This is a genomic window from Bradyrhizobium ivorense (genome assembly GCF_900696085.1).
Lineage (GTDB): Bacteria > Pseudomonadota > Alphaproteobacteria > Rhizobiales > Xanthobacteraceae > Bradyrhizobium > Bradyrhizobium ivorense.
In genome coordinates this window covers 1-24,067 of record NZ_CAADFC020000003.1, presented here as the reverse complement: position 1 = coordinate 24,067, position 24,067 = coordinate 1, and the positions used below count along the sequence as shown (strand labels likewise).

Here is a 24,067-nt window from a genome sequence, read left to right as displayed (position 1 = left end):
CGGCCGGCTCGACCGGGCGACCCAGTACGCCGCGGCCTATCGACTCAAGCACTACCGTCTCTGGAATACTGGATCACCCGCATGCGCGGGTGATGACACTGAGCAAGTTGGGTAAACCAATCCCGTCACCCTGAGGCGGCCGCTTCTTCAGCGGCCCTCGAAGGGTCGACGGCCCCGTTGGTGGCCGATTCATCCTTCGAGGCTCGCCAAAGCGGCGAGCACCTCAGGATGACGGGTCAATAGTCCGAGTCGCTTGCGCTTACGCAGCCAAATCCACCTTCGACGCCACGGTGGAATCGGCGTTGAGGCGGTAGATCACCGGCGCGCCGGTGGCGAGCTCGCGCTTGAGGATCTGCTCCGGCGAAAGCTTTTCCAGCACCATGATCAGCGCGCGCAGCGAATTGCCGTGGGCGGAGATCAGCGTGCGCTGCCCGCGCAGCACGCCGGGCAGGATTTCCTGCACGTAATAGGGCAGCGTGCGCGCCAGCGTGTCCTTCAGGCTTTCGCCGCCGGGCGGCGGCACGTCATAGGAACGGCGCCAGATCAGCACCTGGTCCTCGCCCCATTTCTTGCGAGCGTCGTCCTTGTTGAGGCCGGAGAGGTCGCCGTAATCGCGTTCGTTGAGCGCGAGATTGTTCGTGGTCGGCAATCCGGTCTGGCCGATCTCGGCGAGCATCAGCTTCAGCGTATGCTGGGCACGCGTGAGGACGGAGGTGAAGGCGACGTCGAACGTCAGGCCCTGCGCCTTCAGCTTGCGCCCGGCGTCTTTCGCCTCGGCGATGCCCTGCTCGGTCAGATCCGGGTCTTTCCACCCGGTGAATAGGTTCTTCAGATTCCAATCGCTCTGACCGTGACGAACGAGCACAAGAAGACGATCACTCATTTCAGGATTCCGTTTCGCTTAGCTGGATTTGATTTCGCTTGAGCGCTTAGCTCTTTGCTTGAGCATGATCTGTTCGGAAAACCGCTTCGCACTTTTCCGGATCATGCTCAGTCGCTCAGCCCGAGCACGTCGGCCATCGAGTACATGCCGGGCTTCTTGCCGTGCGCCCACAGCGCCGCCTTGAGCGCGCCCTGCGCGAACAGAGTGCGGTCCTCGGCGTGATGCGACAGTGTCAGACGCTCGTAGGGGCCGGCGAAGATCACGCTGTGATCGCCCGCCGCAGTGCCGCCGCGCAGCGAGGCAAAGCCGATGTCGCCGGGCCGGCGAGCGCCGGTCAGACCGTCGCGGCCGCGCGCCGAATGTTGCGACAGGGAGATATTGCGCCCCGCCGCAGCGGCTTCACCCAGCATCAGTGCGGTGCCCGACGGCGCGTCGATCTTGGACTTGTGATGCATCTCGAGAATCTCGATGTCAAAACTCTGGTCGAGCGACTGCGCGACGCGCTTGACCAGCGCGGCGAGCAGATTGACGCCGAGGCTCATATTGCCCGACTTCACCACGATGGCGCGATCGGTGACGCTCCGGATCACCGCGTCGTCCGACGGCGACATGCCGGTGGTGCCGATGACATGAACGAGGCCGCGCTGGGCCGCGATCGCGACATTGGCGATGCTGGCGGCCGGCACGGTGAAATCCAGGATGCCGTCGGCATTGGCCGACATCGACCACAGATCGGCCGACAGCGCGACGCCGTTGGCCGGCAGGCCGGCGAGCACGCCGGCGTCCTTGCCGAGCAGATCGGAGCCCGGCGCTTCCAGCGCGCCGACCAGCTCCGCCCCCGGAGTTTCCGAGATTACCCGCGTCAGCGTGCGGCCCATCCGGCCGCCGGCTCCCGCAACAATCAGACGCATGTCAGCCATGGCTCATCTCTCGGCTCACCTCTCCCCGCCCTATAGCGGGCGAAGCCTGTTCCGGCAACCAAGGCGCGCCCGATCGGAGGGCCTAAGCGCCGGCGAAACCTTCAATAATGATCAGGTCGGCGATCGAATGCGGCTGCCGCACCTTGATGTTGGCCTGGTATTCCGGCGAGTTGTAGCAGGCCAGCGCGGTCTCGTAGTCGGGGAATTCGATCACGACATTGCGCGAACGGCTCTGGCCCTCGACCGCGGTGAACTTGCCGCCGCGCACGACAAACTTGCCGCCGAATTTCTGGAAGATGGCCGGGTTAGCCGCCATGTACGGCTTGTAGCCTTCCTCGTTGTGCACGTCGACGCGTCCGATCCAGTAGCCCTTCGCCATCTCTGTTCTCCCTTGTTCAAAGCGTTTTCAACCGAAGTGGATACCGGTTCGCGCGAAGAAAACGCGTCAAAATCAGACTCTTTTGTTTGAGCATGATCTTTTCGGAAAACCGCTTCACACTTTTCCGGATCATGCTCTATCCGAGCGCTTGCGCGACCTCGGCGTGAATGGCCTCGGCGGCGGCCTTCGGATCATCAGCTTCGACCACAGGACGCCCGACCACCAGATAGTCGGCGCCGGCAGCGATTGCACGGGCCGGTGTCATGATGCGCTTCTGGTCGCCCGTGGCGGATCCCGCCGGGCGGATGCCCGGCGTCACCAGGTTCATCTCGTGGCCGACGATCTTGCGGATTGCGGCGGCCTCCTCGGGCGAGCTGACGATGCCGTCGACGCCGATCGCCTGCGCCTGCCTGGCGCGGGCTTCGACCAGATCGGAGACCTTGAGGCCATAGCCCGCTGCCTGGAGGTCGTTGTCGTCGTAGGAGGTCAGCACGGTAACTGCGAGGATCTTCAGCGAAGCGCCTGCGCGCGCCTCGACCGCGGCTTTCATGGTCTGCGGATAGGCGTGCACGGTGAGGAAGGTGGCGCCGAGCGCAGCAACGCTTTCGACGCCGCGCGCGACGGTATTGCCGATGTCATGCAGCTTGAGATCGAGGAAGACCTTCTTGCCGCGGCCTGCCAGCTCTCTGGCCAGCGGCAGGCCGCCGGCATAGCCGAGCTGATAGCCGATCTTGTAGAAGCTGACGCTGTCGCCGAGCCGATCGATCATCGCTTCGGCCGCTGCCACGGAAGGCAGATCGAGCGCCACAATCAACCGGTCTCTCGGAGCGATCTGGGCAGGCTGCATGTCACCTCACATCATGCGTTCGGAATGGTCGATCAGCTGCCGCACCAGCGCCTGCATCGCATCGATGTCGGCCTGATGTTTCAGTCGATCCATATCGTCATAGGCCTGATCGGCGAATGACAGTGCGAGCTGGTTCGGGATCACGGTCGCGTGGCACGCGGTCAGGATCAAGCGCAGCGCCGCCAGCGCGCGCGTTCCGCCGAGCCGGTTGCCGGATGCCGCCGCGATCGCAAACACGCGATCATGGAACACCTGGCCGCGGCTCTCGTGCGGGTCCTGCACCCGGCTCACCCAGTCGACGGTGTTCTTCACCAGCGCCGGGACCGAGGAATTGTATTCCGGCGTCACGATCAGCACGCCGTGATGGGCCCCGATCATCCGCTTCAGGTTGACGGCATGCTGCGGCACGCCGGATTTGACCTGCAGGTCGCCGTCGTAGATCGGCAGCGGAAAATCGGCGAGCGAGATGCGGGTGACGTCGGCGCCACGCTGCGCCAGCGCCTCGGCCAGCACGGCCGCCAGCTTCGCATTGAACGAGCCGGTTCGGAGCGATCCGGGGATGACAAGGATTTTCAGCGCGGACATTCAGGACATCGCGGTTGGGACCCGCCCAGCGCGATGACGCAAGGCGCGTTTCAGCCCTTGCGATACACCCAGACCCGGGCCGGCGGAAGGTTCATCCAGATCCGCTCGGAGGCTTCTGTGGACACCCCCGGCAGCGACTTCGGGATCGGCGGCACCACCGAATAGGTGAACTGCACGAACGGTGCGCCGGGCGCGAGCGCCAGGAAGGCATCGCGGACCAGCTTTAAGCGCGTCAGCATCGGCTTGGTGACCAGCGGCAGGCCGGAGACCACGGCAGAGGCGGGAGACTTCAGGACCTCCCACAGCGTGTCGCGCAGCCGATAGGCGTCGCCCTGCACCACCTTGGCCTGCGGATAGCGCTCGCGCAGCAGCGCGCAGAAGCCGGGATTGTATTCGACCAGGACGAGCCGCTTCTGATCGACTCCGTGCTCGATCAGGGCGTTGGTGATCGCCCCGGTCCCCGGCCCAAGTTCGATGACCGGCCCTTCCGCTTCAGCGTCGACATACTGCGCCATGGTGCGAGCGAGCAGCCGCCCCGACGGCATCACCGCGCCCATGTGCAGCGGCTTCTCCATCCAAGAACGGAGAAAGCGAACCTCATCGTCGAGACGGAGGGGCTTCTTCGACGCACGCACGGACGATTGCAAGGGCATGTCGCTACCAGGCGGGACCGCACAATCGAGCGGTTGTCAGAAAACGGTCATAAAGACGTATAGGCCGAAACCGCCACGGTCAAGTATGCCGGCAACTACTGGGCGGTGCGGTTACCGAAGAAGTCCTTGACCTTAGAGAAGAAACCCGCGGCCTCCGGCTGGGTTGCGCCGGACGACAGCTTTTCGAACTCCATCAGCAATTCTTGCTGCTTCTTGGTCAGATTCTGCGGCGTTTCGACCACGACCTGGACGTACATGTCGCCGGTCTGGCGCGAGCGCAGCACCGGCATGCCCTTTGATGCGATGCGGAATCGCCGGCCGGATTGGGTGCCGGACGGCACCTTCACCTTGGTCTTGCCCTTGTCGATGGTCGGCACCTCGAACTCGCCGCCGAGCGCGGCTGATACCATCGAGATCGGCACGCGGCAGTGCAGGTCGGCGCCGTCGCGCTGGAAGAACTGGTGCGTGGTCAGCGACAGGAAGATGTAGAGGTCGCCCGGCGGTCCGCCGCGGACGCCGGCCTCGCCTTCACCGGCAAGACGAATGCGGGTGCCGTCCTCGACACCCGGCGGAATATTGACCGACAGCGTACGGTCGCGCGTCACGCGGCCGGAACCGGCGCAGGAGGTGCAGGCGTCCTCGATCATCTGGCCGCGGCCCTGGCAGCCGTGGCAGGTGCGCTCCAGCGTGAAGAAGCCCTGGGCCTGCCGGATCCGCCCGGCGCCGCCGCAATGCGAGCAGGTCTTCGGCTTGGTGCCGGCCTTGGCGCCGGTGCCCGAACAGGATTCGCAGGTGACCGAGACCGGGATCTCGATCTGCGCGGTCTTGCCCTGGAAGGCTTCCTCGAGCGTGATCTCCATGTTGTAGCGCAGATCGGCGCCGCGCTCGCGGCCGCCGCCGCGGCGCTGCCCGGCCATGCCGAACAGGTCTTCGAAAATATCGGAGAAGGAGGAGGCAAAGCCGGCGCCGAAGCCGGGGCCGCCACCGCCCATGCCCTGCTCGAACGCTGCATGGCCGAAGCGGTCATAGGCGGCGCGCTTGTCGCCGTCCTTCAGGACCTCATAGGCCTCGTTGATTTCCTTGAACCGGACTTCGCTCGAGGCATCGCCCGGATTCTTGTCCGGGTGCCACTTCATGGCGAGCTTGCGGAAAGCCGCTTTCAGCTTGGTCTCGTCCGCATTTCGATCGACCTCGAGGGTCTCGTAATAGCAGCGCTTGGTGGACATCCCTCAATTCCGTCCGAAGTTCGTCGCCATTGCGATAGGGATCGCGCCAATCAGGAAAATGCAGCGATCGCCTTAACGAAAAATGACCCCCACTCCTCCGAGACGCCTGGCGTGCTCTTTGGCGTGAGGGTCATCATCTCAGCCCGCCTGTTAAGCAGACTTCTTGTTGTTCTTGTCGTCGTCGACCTCGGTGAACTCCGCGTCGACGACGTCATCCTTGGCAGCGTCCTTGGCCGCGTCGGCCTCGGCCTGCTGCTTGTACATGGCCTCGCCGAGCTTCATCGAAGCCTGCGCCAAGGTGTTGGTCTTGGCCTTGATCGTCTCGGCGTCGTCACCCTTCAGCGCTTCCTTGAGGTCGCTGACGGCGTCTTCGATCGCGCGGCGCTCGGTGTCGGCGATCTTCGAACCGTGCTCGGCCAGGGCCTTCTCGGTCGAATGGACCAGGCCGTCGGCATGGTTCTTGGCGTCCACCGCCTCGCGGCGCTTCTTGTCCTCGGCCGCATTGGCCTCGGCGTCCTTGACCATCTTCTCGATGTCGGCCTCGGACAGACCGCCGGATGCCTGGATCCGGATCTGCTGTTCCTTGCCGGTCGCCTTGTCCTTGGCCGAGACGTTGACGATGCCGTTGGCGTCGATGTCGAAGGTCACCTCGATCTGCGGCATGCCGCGCGGAGCCGGCGGAATGCCCATCAGGTCGAACTGGCCCAGCATCTTGTTGTCGGCCGCCATTTCACGCTCGCCCTGGAAGACGCGGATGGTGACCGCATTCTGGTTGTCCTCGGCTGTCGAGAACACCTGGCTCTTCTTGGTCGGGATCGTGGTGTTGCGGTCGATGATGCGGGTGAACACGCCGCCCAGCGTCTCGATGCCCAGCGACAGCGGGGTCACGTCGAGCAGCAGCACGTCCTTGACGTCGCCCTGCAGCACGCCGGCCTGGATCGCAGCACCAATCGCGACGACCTCGTCCGGGTTGACGCCCTTATGCGGCTCCTTGCCGAAGAACTGCTTCACCACTTCCTGGATCTTCGGCATGCGGGTCATGCCGCCGACCAGCACCACTTCGCCGATCTCGCCGGCGGTGAGGCCGGCATCCTTCAGCGCCTTGCGGCACGGCTCGATGGTCTTCTCGACGAGGTCGGCCACCAGCGCCTCGAACTTGGCGCGGGTCAGCTTCATCGTCAGATGCTTCGGACCGGTCTGGTCGGCCGTGATGAACGGCAGGTTGATCTCGGTCTGCGTGGTCGACGACAGCTCGATCTTGGCCTTCTCCGCAGCTTCCTTCAGGCGCTGCAGTGCGAGCTTGTCGTTGCGCAGGTTGATGCCCTGCTCCTTCTGGAACTCGTCGGCCAGATAACCAACGAGGCGCATATCGAAGTCTTCACCGCCGAGGAAGGTGTCGCCGTTGGTCGACTTCACCTCGAACACGCCATCGCCGATCTCCAGGATCGAGATATCGAAGGTGCCGCCGCCGAGGTCGTACACCGCAATCGTGCCGGACTTGGTCTTGTCGAGACCATAGGCGAGCGCGGCCGCGGTCGGCTCGTTGATGATGCGCAGCACTTCGAGGCCGGCGATCTTGCCGGCGTCCTTGGTGGCCTGACGCTGAGCGTCGTTGAAATAGGCGGGAACCGTGATGACGGCCTGATCGACCTTCTGGCCGAGATGCGCCTCAGCGGTCTCCTTCATCTTCTGCAGGATGAAGGCCGAGACCTGCGAGGGCGAATAGGTCTTGCCGTCGGCTTCGACCCAGGCGTCGCCGTTCGATGCCTTGACGATCTTGTAGGGAACGAGCTTCTTGTCCTTCTCGACCATCGGGTCGTCGTAGCGGCGGCCGATCAGGCGCTTCACCGCAAAGAACGTTCGCTCGGGATTGGTCACCGCCTGGCGCTTGGCCGGCTGGCCGACGAGGCGCTCGCCATCGTCTGTGAAGGCAACGATCGACGGCGTCGTCCGCATGCCCTCGGCATTCTCGATCACCTTGGCATTTTTGCCATCCATTACGGCGACGCACGAATTCGTGGTGCCGAGGTCGATCCCAATGACCTTACCCATGGTTTTCATATCCTCTTTGCTACGGCAGGTTGGTTGGGCCCTGACGGCGCTCCGTACCGAACCCCCAGACGTTCACATACTCGCGATATTGCGACGGTGTGCCTGATATAGGAGAGAGGGTCCCGCCCGCAAGGACTGGACGCAACGTTGAGGCCTGAAAAGACTGACGTTTGAAAGATTGTGTCAGCCCGGGCGCGGCGCCGGTTCAAGCTCCCAACATGTTAATAAATCGGCAATGCTGCGGGTGTGATCGACCACCGCGAGGCGTCCCCGCTGTTGAGTGAACGCTCACAAACGAGCCTGCGCTCGCCGGCCGAACACCGCATTCGGGCGCGATATTTGGCCGCTGGCGCGCGCGGCGGGCGTGTGATCCGCTTTCCCGGAAATGGCTGGAAACACTGGAAACGGCGGCCTATCCGGGGGAAAACCCGATGAATCCGCCTGGTACGGCAGGAACGAAGCTCGGTCCAACCCTGTTGCAGGGCCATCAAAACCGCTAAAAGCGGGCCGACTGAATGAGGCCCACCAGCCCTGCATCGGGCCGTCGAGCGGCCTCAAGCAAACCCGGTAGATCCCTCCCATGACGCCATTTCGAGTTCTCGCTGCGGTTGCCTTTCTGATTGCCGCCACCTGCGCTGCGTTCGCGGCGGACGTGGTGTTTCCGCCGGGCGCGCATGTCGGGATGAAGCCGCTGGTCGGCCTGGTCCGTGCGAAATCGTTCATCGGCTTCGAGACCGAGGATCAGGGCGTCAAGGTCCTGATCGCCGATCTGCCAGCCGACGCCTATGCCGAGGTGGTCGGCGCCTTCAAGGCCAATCCCGGCGGCACCGGCAACATCAAGCCGGAGAGCCTCGAGACCCCCGCCGGCCTCGCCTATTACACCGTGGAGAGCGCGCGCGACGGCGCCACCAATGTGCGGCGCTATTCCATGATCCTGCCGGGCCCGACCTTCTCCGGCTATGTCGCGATGCAGGTGCCGGAGAACGCAGGCAAGATCTACACCGACGAGGCGGTGCGGCAGATGTTCGCCACCGCGGCGATCCGCACCGAGGTGCCGGTCGACGAGCAGCTCGGCATGATGCCGTTCAAGGTCACGCAGCTCAGCGACTTCAAGACGGTCCGCATGCTGGCGCCGGGCGCGGCGCTGCTGCTGGCCGACGGCGACGAGAAGAGCCTCGAGGGCAAGCCGTTCATGCTGCTCGGCCTCGTCGGCTCGGCCCCGGCCACGCCCGACGACCGCGGCCGCTTCGCCCAGCAAATCGCCACCACGATCCCCGGCGTGCGCGACGGACGTATCACGATGTCCGAGCCGATCCGGATCGACGGCTTGCCCGGTTACGAGACGCGGATCGACGCCACCAGCGGCAAGGACAACACGCCGGTGACCATTGTGCAGTGGCTGCGGTTCGGCGGGCAGACGTCGATGCGCATCATTGGCAGCTCGCCGCGCACCGATTGGGAAAAGGCATTCCCGCGCTTCCGCGCCGTGCGCGACGGTATTCAGCCGCGCGGCTGACGAGAGCGCTTTCTAGCGAAGTGGATGCCGGTTCGCGTGAAGAAAACGCGTCAAAACAAGAATCTAGAGCTCCGTTCCGATTCCGTCGGAACGGAGCTCTAGGTGGTGTGGACACTTACCGCAGCCAGAGAATGATGGCTGCGAGGGTGACGACCGCCCGATAATTTCGAGCGGTCTTTTCGAAGCGGGTTGCGACGCGGCGGAATTGCTTGAGCTTTGAGAAGCAGCATTCGACGAGGTGGCGCTGGGCATAGAGATACTTGTCGAGCGGATGCTTGAGCGCTCGTGACGGGTTGTTGGGGATGACGGCGAGCGCCCCTTTGGCTGCGATGGCTTGGCGCAAGTGATCGGCGTCATAGGCCGTGTCGCCCATGACCACCTCGGCAGGCAACCCCTCGATCAATTCGGCAGCTTGCGGTGCATCGCCCTTCTGACCCGCGGTGATCGTGAACCGTACGGGACATCCCAAGCCGCGAACGGCCATATGTATCTTGGTGCTCAGGCCGCCGCGCGAACGGCCAATTGCCTGATCTTCAGACCCCCTTTTTTGGCCCCGGCAGCATGCTGATGGGCTCGGACGATGGTGGAATCGACGATCAAATATTCGAAGTCGGGGTCATCGGACATCGCCTCGAAGATGCGGCACCAGACGCCTTTGGCGCTCCATCGACTGAAGCGCCGGAACACGCTGTTCCAGTCTCCGAACGTCTCCGGAAGATCACGCCAGGGAGCGCCCGTACGCACGATCCAAAGCACACCCTCCACGAACATCCGATTGTCGCGGCCGGTCGAGCCCTTCTGGTCAGGCCGGCCTATGATCAGCGGCGCCATCCGCTCCCACGCCGCGTCGCTCAACACCAGCCGATCCATCACACCCAAGACTGCCTCCCCAAAAGCAATCTTGAATCTGATTTGCCCCTAAAAGGGAATCCCTAGAGTCCACACCACCTAGCCCAATCTCACAGACAATTTGGCGCGGTCAGGCAATTCGCCACGAGAATCCCGCTTGCAATTTAGGGCTTTCCAGCAAGTGTGGCCATGGCTGTCCGTACCGCCGATACTGACCGTTCGAGGAGGCCGAGGAGCTCTTGCAGTTCAGAAGCCCGGGCCTCTTCGAGGCGAAGGCTCTCTGACTCAGTCCCTCTGAGCACCAATTGATCAATCGGCATCATGGCCACCTTCATCTGTGGATCCATCGTTAGATCATTCTGCATTGATATGTCGGCGGTGACCGTTCCATCGGGGGTAATTCTCGGTACGACTAATAATTTGCCCAGTACCGCGTGCTCGACTATGGGGGCCGGAATTTCGATTTGCGCTAGAACGGCCTGAGTAGCCGAAAGGCGATAGCCGACCCGATAATTGACGGGAGAGATAGCATTATCGGCGGCGTAAAGCTTCTCGGCGAAGGGTTCAAGATGGGACATTGGCTGATCATCTCAATGATAGGCGATCCCGTGTCGCGCTCGTTGCATTATAGTACGTCGCAATAAAGTACAACAATATGGCGCAGTATCCGCATGTCAGAAGACGTGCGGCGCATGTTGGGTGAGAACGTTCGGAGGCTTAGGCTAGCCTCGGGCATCTCGCAGGCCAAACTGGCAGAGAGAATGGGTGTCGATAGGGCCTATTTCAGTGGGCTCGAAAAGGGGATCGAAATCCAACGGTAGTGACGGTATGGCACCTTTCGAAAGCGCTCGGGGTGGCAATGCGCGAATTCTTCGAAACGGGTAGGAGGGGGAGATAATTTGCCGCGTGCATCGCAGCGCTGGTATGTCCAACGTGAGCTCACACCTTCATATCGGCAGGCCGCTCTCAAGCGCAGCGAGGGCTGTTTACCGACGTGACGGCAGATACTGCATTCAAGACAGGGCGGCGCGCGTTTGCCGACAAGGGGGGGGGCGGCGGCGAGCCTCAAGGACGCGCGGATCTCTTCGGCAAAGCACCCGAGGTATTGGTGCACGGGAGCGAGAACTGGAGGAAGGCGCGCAACACTGGAAACCTCGCTGATCCGAACAACCTTCCCGGTGGCGCCGCGGTCGGAAAGATCAAAAATTCAGGCCTAACCCAAAGCTCGGCCGATGGCGCCGCTGAGCGCCGTGGCGCGATGAAACGTGCGTGGGAGGCGAAAGAGCGCGGCGGCCTGGAAGCAATGAAGTGCGGGCCATCGGGTAGTCTTCGATTGAAGATGCGCGGGTCGCGATCGGTCGGAAAATAGTCGCCGCGTCAGTGAAGTGATACGTGATGCGAAATTTAAGATGGACGCGAAAGACTCTGAACAGCTTCCAGAAATGCTTGTAGCTGGTCAATCAAGTCCTCAGCAACTTGTCTATCAATCTGAAGAGTTGTAGTACCCGCTGCATTGTCCGGCAGCCAAGTGCCCACCGCTGAAACCGCAGCAACATCGGATCCTGGCTTTGCTCGAAGTCGCGTGTCCTTCACCTCCAAACGCTGACCTACAATAGTTGTCCCTTGCACGGCTCCCGACAAGATTTGATTGTTAATCGCTGCGGGAGACACTTTTAGGATTGCCTCGGCTATCCCTCAAGGAACATGCTTAACTGTAGCGCAGCCCAAGCTCGAGCTCAGTCCGGGGTTCTACGGTGCAAACACCCGTCCACGCGAAAGCATCGAGGGCCGCCGCCCGTCAACTGACGCCCTTGGCCAAATTAATGACCTGGCCCCAGTCGAGCCGGGTGTCGACCCAGCCGACCTTTCCACAAGCAGTGCATTTAAGGTGTGCCGAGACGTCGTACCAATCCCAGTCCGGCAGATCGGCCAGGTTGAGCCGGCCGTTGTATAGTTGCGTCTCGGCAACATCCGAGGCGATCTTTCGTAGCTGCACAATTTTAGGTATTGCAAACCAGTAGTTGTTACGCTGTCATTAGGCGCGGGGTCATTTAGCAAAAAACATTCATTGATAGTCTTTTCAGCGAGGGGCGTGTCATGTCCGCGATGCAGCGAAGCGCTGCCTGCATTGGTGTACTGTTTTTATCAGGATGCGGAACGTACGTTCCCGACACGCAAGATTTTCCGGGCACCACGACCGACCAGCAGCTGTTGGTGGCCACGGTAATTAAGAGCATTCACTGCGAAGTTGGGAATGCAATATCTGATCTATATGAGCAAGCAAAACATTACCCGTCGATGCGTCCAATGACTAACGCCCTTGAAACATGGGGGATGCAACTAACTTTATCTTTGAAGACAGAAGAAAAGGGTTCGTTGGGTCCGGCGGTGGTCTGGTCTCCTCCATCGCCGGCTACGGCTTTGTTTTCCCTGAGTGGCGGACTGTCGGCTAGCGCTGACGCGATAAGGACCGACAAAATTTACTTCTATTATCTTATCAAGGATCTCAAGCACTATCGATGTGAGACAGGTATTCAACCGCCAGGGCCTGTGTCGTCACCGCTAATTCAGAAAAACCTAAAATTTCGCGACTACCTTTTCAATGTGATGCTACCTGTCGGCACGCATGAAATTCAACTGCCAACAAATCCGGGCGGTGCTCTCGCCACGAACGTGCTCTATTACGAAGTTAGCTTCGAGATTGCCAATTCTGGAAACGTAACGCCAGCGTGGACATTTACTCGGGTATCAGTGAACCCCGCCGGCACTACGCTTGCATCTGCATTGAGGGATCGGACGCACGACCTGCAAATTACAATGGGGCCGGGCAACACAACTGGCCTCACTGGACAGGCGTCGAACGCGCAGGCGTCAGGGGACATTGGACTATCAGTTGCAAACAGCATCAGGCCGTCTGCCGGACGCTAGTAAAGGAGGGCAACGCCAATGGCAAAAAAAGCAAAAAAAGCGAAGAAAGCCAAGAAGGCAGTAGTAGTTCCTGCAAGCAATGAGGCGCCGGATGCCGAAATTACTCCAGTGTCTTTCAAGAAGGCGGCCAAGACCGGGGAAGACAGATTCCCGGCTAGCGATGGCGTTCACGACATACTCCGCCGAGTGATAGACGGAAAGGACGTATGGAAAATCGTCCCCAAGGGTGGAAGCTGGGACGACGGCTAGATCTGCCAGCGTACGGGCGCTGCGGTCGCTTGCATCCGCGAAGCGCGCCATAATGACGGCGGCCCTATTGCATCGGGCCCGCCAAGAACGCGACTTAGCGCTTATCGCACTTTTGTGCCCCACGTCAGCTTCTGTGACAGGCAGTCGACCACATTTAGTTCACGCGGTGCCGACTCCACGTTGAACAGCCGCTTTGTCATATCCTCTGCGCGGCCTGCGTCATCCCAAATGTTTGTTCGTACCCAATCGCTGGGAGAAGTCGGGATCTTCACCATCATCGTCGCGGCTGCAATCGCGGTCAGGCTTTTCCAAATCCCGTAGACGACGGCACGGACATTCGCCACAGTCGTCGTCGTGGTCGCCGTGCTTGCCAGGTTCGTGATGCGACGAGGCCAGCGATAAGCCGTCACAATGGGCTTCACACTGGGCGAGCATCCAGCTTGGGTGGTTCTTTGCTGCCATAAGGCGCGAGGCGCATCCCGCTGGTGCGCCTGAGCGCGATCGCGACAAAGGGACTGGAGACGCTAAGCGATATGTCTGCGTATCGAGCGACTGGAGACCGCCGTCTCTAGGTCGGACAGCGTCAACTTTTGACCCGTCGCTGACGTAGCTCAGAGCGCGAGAGTGTCCGCTTCCGAGACGCCCCGACCAAGTTCATGCCAGCCCACGAGGGCAGCCTTTTACTCGATAATGACGTGATCCAGGAGGCGCGCGCCTTAGGTGGAAAAACTTGTCAAACTAATGTGAGAATGTGAACCCGCGACGTGCGCCGAATCAGCGAGCGGATTATTCTCGCTAAAGCTGCCGAATCTTTTCGGGTTGCGCCAGCCAGCGGGAACGAAGAAGCCGCCACCGGAGGCCATTTCGCACCTGTTCCCATGGCACAGACCGGCAGCGTCAGCCCCCACTCGCGCTCCCACGGTTGGAAGCAGCAGCACGCACGCAATCCCACCTCGACGCATATCCAGAGCCCCCGCTCGATTGAGTATGCTGTATTTCCATCACAACCTGCTAGGGCGGCCAAGCGTCCCTCCATGTCGGTTCGTGTTTGGAAGAGCCTGGAGGGGGGATGAAATGCTTCTCGCGCGCGAAGAGTATGGTAGTGCCATACGGAAGCGTCGACAATCTCAAAGTCACGGTGTCCGTCCAGCCTCCCGAAATTCGGAGCAGTCGAACACTCGGCGCAGCGCTGGTGATCGTCGCCTTTCGTTTGCAATCCCGGTGGCTTTGCTCTGGGCCGGCCTTGTGGCCCGCGAACCTTGTGAGCTTAGTGTCCGATCAAAATACGGCTTGAGGTTGTGGTAGCGCCGCGCGTAAGATGTTTCGCGGAGAGCGACTATCAACGATCAATTTCTGATTTCGAATAGGTTCTTGCCGGCAACCTTTTTTCAAAACCTAGCCCTATAAGGCTCACCATGCCAACGCGAATTGCCCATCTGTCCGACCTTCACTACGGCGGAGCGTTCGATTTGGCGACGTGGCGAGCGGTGGAGAAGGCAGTCGAATCGTTTGACCCCGACCTCATCATCGTGTCTGGCGATTTGGTCGACGATCCGAGAAGGGATCACCTGTTAGCAGCGAAGAAAGAGCTTGAGGACCTCGCAGCTCGGGCGAAGGCGGAGCTCTATGTCGTTCCCGGTAATCACGACGTTTTCTTTTCTGGGGTAGACTTGGAGGGGACCCGGTCGGGCTGGTACTATGAGACGTTCGGCGGGGTTGAATTACCTGTAGGTGCCATTGGGGGAGGCCAGGCCGCCGCCGGGACTGCTGCCCAGAACGTCGGATTCACACGCCAGGGCGGACGGTGGCAAGTCATCAAGGATCGGATCTCGGTCCTCCTCGGACTTGGCCCTCATGCTAATCCGTCGCCACTAGCACCGCCTCCAGCTCCGGACGGAGCTTACGCCTCGATGCTGCGCGAGCCGAACAAAGCCGGCGTGCTCTTGGCTCTGATCGATTCGAATGCCGCCGATCAGCCAATTCGGATCGCGACAGGGTCCGTCAGCCGGGATCACTTGGTTGCTCTTGATGCCGAGTTGACGTCGCTTAACGCGAGGCTCGAAGCGGACAGCCTCGCACATTTCGCCCGTATTGCAGTCATCCATCACCACGTCCTGCCGATCGCATACACGGCAGGAGGTATCATCGGTGCTGAGCCGTTTATGGTGTTGCACAATGCGGGTGACGTTCTCGGCCTGCTTGCCAAGCATCAATTCGATCTCGTCCTGCACGGCCACAAACACCGTGCGCAGTTCGCCCGGATCGACCTCTTGCCCGACTCGCCAGAAGGTTATCCAATCGCGATTGCAGCCGCGGGTAGCGCTGCGCTGCTGACGCCGAACAACCCGACCGGAAATAGCTTCAACCTTATTACGATCCAGGATAACGGCCGGATCGTCGTTGAGGCCTTGTACTATGGGGCCGGCAGCGCGCCCAACCGGGGTGGACGCAAGGGAGAGGCTGTAAAGGCATATACTGAGGGTCTCGACAGCACTAAGCGGCGTGCATTCATGCGAGCCTGCCAGCGATATCCGATCTATTGCCATGAACGGATCTATCATTTTGAGATTAGCGAGCTTGGCGATTTCACCCTCCATCACCACACGGTCGGACTACGAGCGCTCCGTCAAAATGGTGAGTACCGGAAACGTCCCCATTCCATCCGCATACCTGCTTTTGGGCAGCTGGCGCGTGGTCTGCAACTGGACGCAGCTTCGCGCGCCGCAGGCTATTCAATAGATCCGGTGGAGCCCGGCGGTTCGGGCCGCCGACGGATGGTGATTCTCCCGGCAAAGCTGGAGAGTGACCGAGGGGCAAACTATACGGTCAGCCATACAAGTTCGAACTCCATCGTCATGACCAGCTGGGAAGCCGACGAGCGAGCCCGTGCCGAGGAACGGGGAGGTGTGCAGCGGCGCGGAGATTGGGACCAGGAAGGTGTTGGATGTTTCGTCAGTCATCCTGTCAACGAGTTGCACTTTAAACTTAGCTTGCCAGCCAGCCTCTCGGAAGTGCGGCCCTATTTGCGCTGCGATCGCCTGAGCGGCTTCCCAAATTTCAAGATTAACGAATGGGGTGATGCCGAACTTCCCGACAACCCAGTTTTCGACATCGATACCGAAATGGAGGACGGCGAGGGGCGCTCGCCTTACTATGATCCCGCTGACAAAATGTGGCACCTCGTCATTCACCGGCCCGTTGTGGGCTACCGATACCGGTTACGCTGGCAGACGCCGGGTCTTCCCCCTGACCAGCCGATCCCCGGCGAGACTTTGCAGTGGCGGGAGCTTCTCCTAAATATGGTAGACCGAGAAGTTGCGACCGACGCAGACAATGAGGCCCAGCGCGTATTTGGTTTGCTGGCCGACGAGTTTGAGAAGCGGCTCGGCTGGCTTGGAACCGGGGAATATAGAACGGTCGAATTGTTCGTCTACGACTCGCGTTTAGTCGTACTGCGGCCGGTGGCCCGGCGCAGCTCCCATCCACTCCATGACGATTGGCGAAAATTTCAAGTGCCCCTGGGCGACGGGATAGCAGGCGCGGCATTTCAACGCCGAAGCATCGTGCCTTGGGCCGAACAGGACAACGAGGCAATCTTCATTAAGCCCATACCCGATCCGACCTTGCCGGTCGAGCTCCGCACCATTTTGGCGGTACCAATTTACCATCATGGAGTGCAAGACGACCGCCAGCCATCGCCTTCGGGAGCTATCGGGGTCATCTCATTCGGCTCGTCGTCCCCTGCATCCAAAATTTCGACGTTGCTCAACCGGAGCTTGACGCCGCAGGATGAAGAAAAGCTCAAGATTTTGCGGGGATTGGCCCAATCACATGTTCATAAAATGATAACCGCGCTAGGGCAGCCTGATTTACCGTGAGTTGCAGGTTGCCGTTGCTCCGTCCCGGTCCTATGTTCGATTCCGTTCTGAGAGGAGGCTCTTGCCTATGAAGGTGGTTGATCTCGGCCATGGCGGGTTTGCAATCGAGCCAACGAGTCCGGCAGATGCGGTTCAAACCTTAACCCGCGCTCAGCTTGAGCGTAGCAACGTTAGCAGTGAGGCGATCGACATCTTTCGCGGTTACGTCGAGCAGACCAGCGCGGTCAATAAAAGCGATTCTTCCCAGGGAAAATAGTCTGGGGCTTTTACCGCAGCGTCTGAATGGTGAGCCGAAGACCACGTCGCTGTCGTTTTCAGCTGAGGGCTCGCGCGGAGCGAGGGGCCTTAGCTTGGTAGTTGGCCACCGGCTCCGCGGCGGCGATGTCACACCCGAAAGCGTCAAAACTTCATCATTTGGAAAGGAAACAATGTTGGGTTGCGTCGCGGCGGCAACTCTCTCTCTAGCTACGCCACGCTTTTCGGCCAATTGCCCAGCGTATCGGCCTCTGCTCGCAACTCGTCGCTCAAATGCGAGTCTGACAAATAGCTGAATTGCACCCTCAGTTGACCTTTCGGGGTGCCAGAACGGTCGGCGAGCGTGAACGTCTGGCCGTAATCTGCCACAAACCGCAGCGAGGCCTGCAGCCCCTATGTGCCCGCTAGAGGCCTGCCGAGAGTTGGGGCGGAGCGATCTCGGCTTCAAAATACCCAGGAAAAAGCAGTACGCGACCGGCCTCACCGTAAGCGCTTAGCCGGAACCCTTGCTTCGGGATCTGGGTAGCTATGCGAAGAAGCCTCCGGCTTGTACGGAGGTTTGGGATGGGATTGGACAGCAAAAAGGACGTCCATTTGGGCGGCTCATCGGCGGGGTCGGTGAGCCGGCTGGAGATCCTTGAAGGGCCGTCAGGACGTCGTGTGCGGTCGGAAGCTGAGAGAGCTCGGATCGCCGCCGAGAGTCTGTTACCCGGCGCCCAGGTATCCGAGGTGGCGCGCAAGCACGGAGCGACGCGCTGGCAGGTCTACGATTGGCGACGGCGGCTTCGACAACGAGGTATGTTGCCGCCGTGCGAGGCATCCCCGCCGACATTCGCGCCGCTGGTCGTGGAAGGTGGGTTGGAGGAGCATCAGGCTCCGGCGATCAAGCCTGAGATTGCGATCGGTGATGTCGTGCTGCGGACGGATACGGCCATTGATGCCGAGCAGCTATCCCGGGTGATCCGTGCGGTGCGAGCGTCACGATGATCGCGGCCGGTGCTGATCTGAAGATTTACGTGGCCACGCGGCCGATCGACTTCCGCTGTGGCCACGACGGGCTTGCGGCGAAGGTGCAGGAGATGCTTCATCTCGACCCGTTCAGCGGAGCAGCCTTCGTGTTCCGCTCGAAACGAGCGGATCGGATCAAGATTTTGGTCTGGGATCGAACGGGCCTGGTGTTGGTGCACAAGCGCCTCGAAGGTTGCAAGTTTGTTTGGCCAACGATCGCGAACGGCGTGATGCGGATGTCGCCGGCGATGTTCGCGGCCTTGTTCGAGGGGCTGGATTGGAGATTGGTCCGCCCGGAGGAAGCACGGCGCCCGCAAGCGGCGGGATAACTGCGGCAGAATGACTCGGCAGCTATTTTGAACGTGGCACGAGCGGCGGCGATGTGCTCGAAATAGCGCATGAGCATCGCGGCGCTGCGCGACGAAAACGAACGCCTTAAGGCGCTTTTGGCGCAGACGCAGGCGGCCTTGAGCGAGCATCAGGGGGCACTGGCGGCGTCGGAAGAAGCCCGGCGCCGGCTGGAGATCATTCTCGGCGAATTGCGACGCGACAGGTTCGGCGCGAAATCCGAGAAGCTGCGACCAGATCAGTATCATTTACCGCTCGAAGACGTGGAGATCGCGCAAGGCATCCTGGATGCCGCGCAGGAGAGAGCCGAGGCGGTGATCCAGGGTCGATCACGGAACGCGCCAGATCATGGTTCTCATCGCAATCGCGGCTGCTTGCCTGCCCATTTGCCGCGGGTGGAACGGATTATCGAGCCTGCGAGCACGCTCTGCCCGTGCGGTTGCGGCGCCATGACGAAGATCGGCGAGGACGTCAGCCAGCGCCTCGACGTGATCCCAGCGCAATGGCGTGTGCTGGTCACACGCCGCCCGAAATACATCTGTCGCCGCTGCTCGGGTCCCGTCGTGCAGGCGCACGCACCGGAGCACGTCGTGCCCGGCGGGCTGCCGACCGAAGCGGCCATCGCGCACGTGATCGTCTCCAAGTTTGGCGACCATACGCCATTTTACCGTCAGGCCGAGATCTATGCGCGCCAGGGGACCCGGCTTGATCGGGCGACACTGGGCAACTGGTCTGGCCGCGCCTGCTTCCATCTTCAGCCCATCGCGGACCACATGCGCCACCACCTGGCCATGGCGGATCGGCTGTTCATGGATGAAACCAAGGCGCCGGTACTCGATCCGGGGCGCGGCCAAACGAAGAAAGGCTACTTCTGGGCGATCGCCTCAGACGACCGCGGCCACAGCGGTCCAAGTCCGCCGGTCGTGCTGTTCCGATATGCCCCCGGTCGCAGCGGCGCCTTCGCTGAGCAGTTCCTCGATGGTTTTGGCGGACGCTACCTGCAATGCGACGCCTATGACGGGTATGACCGGCTGACCGAAGTTGCTCGACCACAAGGGCCATGGACGCTCGTGCATTGCTGGAGCCATTTGCGCCGGCGCTTCGTCAAATTGCTGCGCAACAGCAAGTCGCCGATCGCCGAGGCCGCCGTTCGGCACATCGCACAGCTTTACGCCATCGAAGCCATGGTGCGCGGCTCATCGCCGGACATGCGGTTGGCCGCGCGCAAGACGCACTCGCTGCCCATGGTAGCCGCGCTAAGGTCGTGGTTCGAGAAACAGCTGTCGATGATCTCCAGCGGTTCGACGCTCGCCGAGGACATCCGCTATGCGCTCAATCATTGGCAGGGGCTGACCCGCTTCCTCGAAGACGGGCGTCTCGAGCTCGACACCAACCCGGTCGAGAACGCCATCCGGCCAGTCTGCTTGACCAGGAAAAACGCTCTCTTCGCCGGTCATGAAATCGGGGCAGAAAACTGGGCCTTACTCGCGTCGATCGTCGCCACCTGCAAGCTCAACGACGTCAACCCGGTTGCCTACGTCGCCGAAACACTCGAGGCGATCATCGACGGCCATCCCCATAGCAGAATCGGCGACCTCATGCCGTGGCGCTTCCGCAAGCCGTCAAGTCAGCCTCAATAGGGCCCCGGCTGAGCGCTTACGCTTGTCTTTGCGGTCGTCCGGTATGTTGAGTGGTCGTCGGACGCTAATCTGGCCGCCGTCGCAAGCCAGACCGATGTAGCGGCGGCCGCCGCAACTCCGATGTACGCATCCGGCCAGCACCCCGGGCAGTCGCGCCGGTCTGCCGCGGCGTTCAGGCAGCAGCCGCTTTGGACTGTTGGGTCGCCTTCCAATTCCACGGGAGCAGGTCGGCGACTTTGTTGACGGGGTGATCAGGAAGCCTGGCCAGCACGTCAGCGAGCCAGGCTTGCGGATCAACGTCGTTCATCTTGCAGGTTTCGATCAGGGTATAGACAGCGGCGGCACGATTGCCACCAGCATCTGAACCGGCGAAGGTCCAATTTCGTCTTCCGACAGCCACACCGCGTAGCGCTCGTTCGGCAGCGTTGTTAGAGAGGCAGATGCGGCCATCGTCCAGGAAGCGGGTGAACGCCGCCCAGCGGTTGAGCAGGTAGTTGATCGCCTTCGCAGTATCGTTGCCTGATGAGAGCAAGGTTCGCTGCTGGCGCATCCAGATTTCGGGATCGGCGACGATCGGCCTCGACTGATCACGACGTGTCGCAAGCCGCTGTTCCGGCGTTTTGCCGTTGATGGTGCGCTCGATCTCGAACAAGGTATCGATGCGTCGCACGGCCTCGCTGGCAATCGGCGCCTCTCCAGACTTCGCCAGGTCGAAGAACTTTCTGCGGCCGTGGCTCCAACACGCCGCTTCCAGGATCGGACCGGCTTCCTTTGGGCCTTGTAGAGCTGGTTATATCCATCGAAGGCATCGGCCTGCATGAGGCCCACATAGCCGGCAAGATGGCTTTGCGGATGTTCTCCAGCCCGGTTGCGTGAGTAGTAGAACAGGGCCGCCGGCGGATCCGTGCCGCCAAACGGCCGGTCATCGCGAACATAAGTCCAGATCCGGCCGGTAACCGTCTTAAGCTTGGCCAGCACCGGCACCGTCGTATCGTCGGCGTGGATGCGTTCCGCGCTCATGACGTGGATCCGGATGGCCTCAATAATGGGAGCGAGTGCTACCACGCAGGCGCCAATCCGATCCGCCAAGGTCGAGACGTCGATCTCGATCCCCTCGCGGGCATAGGTCTTGCTCTGCCGGTTCAACGGCTGATGCAGCAGGAACTTGTTGACCAGCACCATCGCCAGCAGGTTCGGCCCGGCAAAGCCTCGCGGGATCGGATGGGAGGGTGCCGGCGCCTCTGTGATCGCCTCGCAATCTCGGCAGGAGAACTTTTCGCGGACATGCTCGATAATCTTCCAGCGCCGCGGCTCGCATTCCAGGGTCTTCGAGACCACCTCGCCGAGCTTATGCAGCCGCTCGCTGCCGCACTTACCACATGCGCAAGGCGCGGGTTCGACGACGCGCTCGACCGGCAGATTGTCCGGCAACGGACGTCGCGGCGGCCGTGGATTTTGCGCGCGCTTCTCCTTGGCGGCCCCTGGCGCGGCGAGTTCGGCCTTGGTTTCCTGTTCGGCCTGCGTCTCTTCGAGATCCTCGATGGCAAGCTCGAGCTGTTCGACCAGCAGCTTGCCGCGTTCGGAGGATTGCCCGAACTGTTCACGCCGTGCCTTGGCCAGCATCAGCTTCAGCCGCTCGATTTCCAGTCGACCGACGGTCACTTCGCTCTTCGCCAGCGCCAGTTGTTCGCGCTGCGCAAGGATCATTGCGTGCGCAGCGGCAAGGTCGTATCCATCCGAGCTAGGCCGCGAACAGGGGCTCACCGGTTCAAGCGGTTGAGGAGTTCCGGGTCTTCCCTGTGCATCCTGATGAGCTCGGTCAGGTTCTCGATGCCGAAGTCGGTGAACGCCATGACCTGGTCGTCACCTATGCCGTAAACCCAGATGACGCCATCCTCTGTGTCCATTCCGTTGGCCACGTCCGAGAGCCAGTCCTCGTCTTCTCCAAGGTCCTTGGCGACGCGACTGATGGTGAAGACGGCATAAACCTTGTTGACGTGCATGGCTACGCGGCCTGAGTGGAGGGTGTCAGCGCAGGAGGCGTCCAGTTCCAGGGCAACAACTCGTGCAGGCGGTTCTGCGGCATATCGGCGATGCGCGCGAAGACGTCGGCAAGCCAGGCTTTCGGGTCGATGTCGTTGAGACGCGCCGTCATGATAAGCGTGGCCATCACGGCAGCTCGCTCCGCGCCGCGATCAGAACCGGCGAACAACCATGCCTTTCTTCCCAGGGCAAAGCCGCGCAACGCCCGCTCTGCTGCATTGTTCGTCATGCAGATCCTTCCGTCGTGGACAAGGCGGGCAAAGCCCTCCCAACGGTTGAGCAGATAGTTGATCGGCTTGATCACGTTGGACGAACGCGACAGCCGGGCAGATTCCGCCCGGAGCCAAGCCTCAAGGTCGGTCAGCAGTGGCGCGCTTCTTTCCCGGCGGATCTGCAGCCGCTCCTCGGCGCTCAGCCCATAGATGTCGCGCTCGATCTCGAACAGCTGGTCAATCCGACGAACCGCTTCCAGCGCAACGGGCGAGATCGCCGTCGCCGACCGTCCGCGGCGCGCGTTCTGGGCGATATCGGCCAGTTCGAAGAATGCTCTGCGGCCGTGTGCCCAGCAGAAGGCGGCCGTGGCCGGCAACGCCTTGCGTCCGGGATCGAAGAGAGCGTTAAACCCGCTATAGGCATCGGCCTGCAGTATCCCAGCGAAGTTCTGAAGATGCCGCGCGGGATGCTCGCCGCGCCGATCACGTGAGGCGTAGAACAGCGCCGCCGGTGGATCTCGCCCGCCGAATGGCCGATCGTCGCGAACATAGGTCCAAATCCGGCCGGTGTCCGTCTTCCCTTTCGCCAGGATCGGGATCTTGGTGTCGTCGCCATGAAGCCTATTGGCGGAGAGCACATAGGCTTCGATTAGTTCAAAGATCGGCCTGACCGCGAAGGCTCCGGCGCCCACCTGGTCCGCCAGCGTCGAGACCGATAGGTCGATCCCCTCGCATTTGAAGCGCTGGACCTGTCTGTTTAACGGCTGATGCTGGCCAAATTTGTCAAACAGGATCGTCGCCAGAAGCTGGGGTCCGATATAGCCCCGCGGCGTGGCATGGAACGGCGCTGGCGGCTGCGTGATCGCTTCGCAGTCCCGGCAACTAAACTTCTCCCGCACCGTGTCGATCACCTTGAACCGGCGTGGGATCTCTTCCAGCGTCGAGGTCACGCTTTCGCCGAGCTTCGACAGCCGGGCCGATCCGCAGCAGGGACATTGCGTCGGGGCCGGCAGGACCACGCGTTCTCGCTCGATGTCATCGGGAAAGGGCTGGCGCAGAGGCCGCTTGCGCTCAAACGAACGCACCGTCTGCGTCTTCCCGGCCGCCTTCTCGGCAGCCAGTTCATCTTCAGTAGCGCCCGCCTCGAGCTCTTCAAGCTCAAGTTCCAGCTGGTCGAGCAGCCGCGCCGACCGCTCTGAGCGCGTGCCATATATAGTCCGTCGTAGCTTCTCGATCTCGAGCTTAAGATGGGCAATCAGCGCTTCGGCGCTCGATTGCCTCGCCTGGGCGTTGGCCGCTTCAGCAAGCCTCGTTTCCGCCGCGAGCCTGGCCGCGCGCTCGGCCAGGATCATTGCATGCGCAGCGGCAAGATCGGGCGGCAGGTCGGCGCTGGAGTCCATAGCCAGATGGAATCACATTCGCTGCCAAACTCAAATGACAAAGTCTCAACCCACGCTCGTGGGACGCCAGGACTCCTGCGGATTGCGCCAGTCGATGCCGGATAACAGATAGCTCATCTGCGCCTGCGATATCGGCACCACGCCATCGGCCAGCGACGGCCAGACAAAACGACCTCTCTCGAGTTTCTTCGTAAAC

24 protein-coding genes are annotated in these 24,067 nt (G+C 61.4%); 9 read left to right on the top strand and 15 right to left on the bottom strand.

Annotation, left to right across the window (positions count from 1 at the left end):
* Positions 1 to 259: 259 nt before the first annotated feature.
* The 8 genes from CI41S_RS00345 to dnaK all read right to left on the bottom strand — a co-directional run bounded on the left by CI41S_RS00345 (position 260) and on the right by dnaK (position 7,545).
* The gene (locus tag CI41S_RS00345; protein WP_139479625.1) at positions 260 to 883 is read right to left on the bottom strand and encodes a 2,3-bisphosphoglycerate-dependent phosphoglycerate mutase; all 624 of its coding nucleotides are present in this window, start codon (positions 881 to 883) and stop codon (positions 260 to 262) included.
* A 107-nt stretch (positions 884 to 990) separates the two neighbouring features.
* Positions 991 to 1,803, bottom strand: coding sequence for a 4-hydroxy-tetrahydrodipicolinate reductase (gene dapB, locus CI41S_RS00340; protein WP_139856938.1), 813 nt, complete (start codon positions 1,801 to 1,803; stop codon positions 991 to 993).
* Positions 1,804 to 1,885: 82 nt separating this feature from the next.
* Positions 1,886 to 2,182 (bottom strand): DUF1330 domain-containing protein, encoded by a 297-nt coding sequence (locus CI41S_RS00335; RefSeq protein WP_139856937.1) that lies wholly within the window; start codon positions 2,180 to 2,182, stop codon positions 1,886 to 1,888.
* A 136-nt stretch (positions 2,183 to 2,318) separates the two neighbouring features.
* A complete protein-coding gene (gene pyrF, locus CI41S_RS00330; protein WP_139856936.1) occupies positions 2,319 to 3,029 on the bottom strand; it encodes an orotidine-5'-phosphate decarboxylase in 711 nt (236 codons plus the stop codon).
* 6 nt (positions 3,030 to 3,035) lie between these two features.
* Positions 3,036 to 3,614, bottom strand: a complete 579-nt coding sequence (locus CI41S_RS00325) for an NADPH-dependent FMN reductase (RefSeq protein ID WP_139856935.1) — start codon at positions 3,612 to 3,614, stop codon at positions 3,036 to 3,038.
* 50 nt (positions 3,615 to 3,664) lie between these two features.
* On the bottom strand, positions 3,665 to 4,267 hold the full coding sequence (locus CI41S_RS00320) for a class I SAM-dependent methyltransferase (protein WP_139856934.1): 603 nt from the start codon (positions 4,265 to 4,267) through the stop codon (positions 3,665 to 3,667).
* A 95-nt stretch (positions 4,268 to 4,362) separates the two neighbouring features.
* Positions 4,363 to 5,493, bottom strand: coding sequence for a molecular chaperone DnaJ (gene dnaJ / locus CI41S_RS00315; protein ID WP_139479619.1), 1,131 nt, complete (start codon positions 5,491 to 5,493; stop codon positions 4,363 to 4,365).
* 150 nt (positions 5,494 to 5,643) lie between these two features.
* A complete protein-coding gene (gene dnaK / locus CI41S_RS00310) occupies positions 5,644 to 7,545 on the bottom strand; it encodes a molecular chaperone DnaK (protein ID WP_139856933.1) in 1,902 nt (633 codons plus the stop codon).
* A 580-nt stretch (positions 7,546 to 8,125) separates the two neighbouring features.
* On the opposite strand from dnaK, the gene CI41S_RS00305 reads away from it, so the two are divergent.
* Complete coding sequence (locus tag CI41S_RS00305) at positions 8,126 to 9,061, top strand: hypothetical protein (protein ID WP_139479617.1); 936 nt, start codon at positions 8,126 to 8,128, stop codon at positions 9,059 to 9,061.
* Positions 9,062 to 9,176: 115 nt separating this feature from the next.
* Here the strand turns inward: CI41S_RS00305 and CI41S_RS00295 are convergent.
* Both CI41S_RS00295 and CI41S_RS00290 read right to left on the bottom strand, forming a co-directional pair.
* Positions 9,177 to 9,940, bottom strand: a protein-coding gene (locus tag CI41S_RS00295; RefSeq protein ID WP_139856931.1) for an IS5 family transposase whose coding sequence is annotated in 2 segments (ribosomal slippage) — positions 9,177 to 9,602 and positions 9,605 to 9,940 — 762 coding nt in all. Because the reading frame shifts where the segments join, the coding sequence is not laid out codon by codon here.
* 134 nt (positions 9,941 to 10,074) lie between these two features.
* Positions 10,075 to 10,488, bottom strand: coding sequence for a hypothetical protein (locus tag CI41S_RS00290; protein WP_139481091.1), 414 nt, complete (start codon positions 10,486 to 10,488; stop codon positions 10,075 to 10,077).
* A gap of 93 nt (positions 10,489 to 10,581) precedes the next feature.
* Here CI41S_RS00290 and CI41S_RS45240 point away from each other — a divergent pair, with 93 nt between their 5' ends.
* From CI41S_RS45240 to CI41S_RS00275, 3 genes are all read left to right on the top strand, one after another.
* The gene (locus CI41S_RS45240; RefSeq protein ID WP_430642048.1) at positions 10,582 to 10,731 is read left to right on the top strand and encodes a helix-turn-helix domain-containing protein; all 150 of its coding nucleotides are present in this window, start codon (positions 10,582 to 10,584) and stop codon (positions 10,729 to 10,731) included.
* A gap of 1,276 nt (positions 10,732 to 12,007) precedes the next feature.
* Positions 12,008 to 12,838, top strand: a complete 831-nt coding sequence (locus CI41S_RS00280) for a hypothetical protein (RefSeq protein WP_139856928.1) — start codon at positions 12,008 to 12,010, stop codon at positions 12,836 to 12,838.
* 18 nt (positions 12,839 to 12,856) lie between these two features.
* Positions 12,857 to 13,087, top strand: coding sequence for a hypothetical protein (locus CI41S_RS00275; RefSeq protein WP_139856926.1), 231 nt, complete (start codon positions 12,857 to 12,859; stop codon positions 13,085 to 13,087).
* Between the two features lie 101 nt (positions 13,088 to 13,188).
* Here CI41S_RS00275 and CI41S_RS00270 read toward each other — a convergent pair whose 3' ends face one another.
* Complete coding sequence (locus CI41S_RS00270; protein WP_139481089.1) at positions 13,189 to 13,509, bottom strand: hypothetical protein; 321 nt, start codon at positions 13,507 to 13,509, stop codon at positions 13,189 to 13,191.
* Positions 13,510 to 14,502: 993 nt separating this feature from the next.
* Here CI41S_RS00270 and CI41S_RS00265 point away from each other — a divergent pair.
* The 5 genes from CI41S_RS00265 to tnpC (CI41S_RS00245) all read left to right on the top strand — a co-directional run bounded on the left by CI41S_RS00265 (position 14,503) and on the right by tnpC (CI41S_RS00245) (position 20,216).
* Positions 14,503 to 16,965 carry a metallophosphoesterase family protein gene (locus CI41S_RS00265; RefSeq protein WP_139856924.1) on the top strand — a complete coding sequence of 821 codons (2,463 nt, stop codon included), beginning with the start codon at positions 14,503 to 14,505 and terminating at the stop codon, positions 16,963 to 16,965.
* A 67-nt stretch (positions 16,966 to 17,032) separates the two neighbouring features.
* Positions 17,033 to 17,221: a hypothetical protein gene (locus tag CI41S_RS00260; RefSeq protein ID WP_139486164.1), complete on the top strand. Its 189-nt coding sequence runs from the start codon at positions 17,033 to 17,035 to the stop codon at positions 17,219 to 17,221.
* A gap of 563 nt (positions 17,222 to 17,784) precedes the next feature.
* A complete protein-coding gene (tnpA, locus tag CI41S_RS00255; RefSeq protein WP_139856922.1) occupies positions 17,785 to 18,207 on the top strand; it encodes an IS66-like element accessory protein TnpA in 423 nt (140 codons plus the stop codon).
* Positions 18,204 to 18,557, top strand: coding sequence for an IS66 family insertion sequence element accessory protein TnpB (gene tnpB / locus CI41S_RS00250; protein WP_139856919.1), 354 nt, complete (start codon positions 18,204 to 18,206; stop codon positions 18,555 to 18,557). Before tnpA ends, tnpB (CI41S_RS00250) begins: the two co-directional genes overlap by 4 nt.
* A gap of 69 nt (positions 18,558 to 18,626) precedes the next feature.
* The gene (tnpC, locus tag CI41S_RS00245; RefSeq protein WP_139856917.1) at positions 18,627 to 20,216 is read left to right on the top strand and encodes an IS66 family transposase; all 1,590 of its coding nucleotides are present in this window, start codon (positions 18,627 to 18,629) and stop codon (positions 20,214 to 20,216) included.
* Positions 20,217 to 20,388: 172 nt separating this feature from the next.
* Here tnpC (CI41S_RS00245) and tnpC (CI41S_RS00240) read toward each other — a convergent pair.
* The 4 genes from tnpC (CI41S_RS00240) to tnpB (CI41S_RS44890) form a co-directional block, all read right to left on the bottom strand.
* A protein-coding gene (gene tnpC, locus CI41S_RS00240) for an IS66 family transposase (protein ID WP_244626363.1) occupies positions 20,389 to 21,923 on the bottom strand; the annotation gives its coding sequence in 2 pieces (ribosomal slippage) (positions 20,389 to 20,978 and positions 20,978 to 21,923; 1,536 coding nt in all).
* Between the two features lie 53 nt (positions 21,924 to 21,976).
* Positions 21,977 to 22,219 (bottom strand): hypothetical protein, encoded by a 243-nt coding sequence (locus CI41S_RS00235; RefSeq protein ID WP_139856915.1) that lies wholly within the window; start codon positions 22,217 to 22,219, stop codon positions 21,977 to 21,979.
* Positions 22,220 to 22,221: 2 nt separating this feature from the next.
* On the bottom strand, positions 22,222 to 23,871 hold the full coding sequence (tnpC, locus tag CI41S_RS00230) for an IS66 family transposase (protein WP_139856913.1): 1,650 nt from the start codon (positions 23,869 to 23,871) through the stop codon (positions 22,222 to 22,224).
* Between the two features lie 45 nt (positions 23,872 to 23,916).
* On the bottom strand, positions 23,917 to 24,067 hold a 151-nt coding region (gene tnpB, locus CI41S_RS44890; RefSeq protein ID WP_139856910.1), incomplete at its 5' end, for an IS66 family insertion sequence element accessory protein TnpB.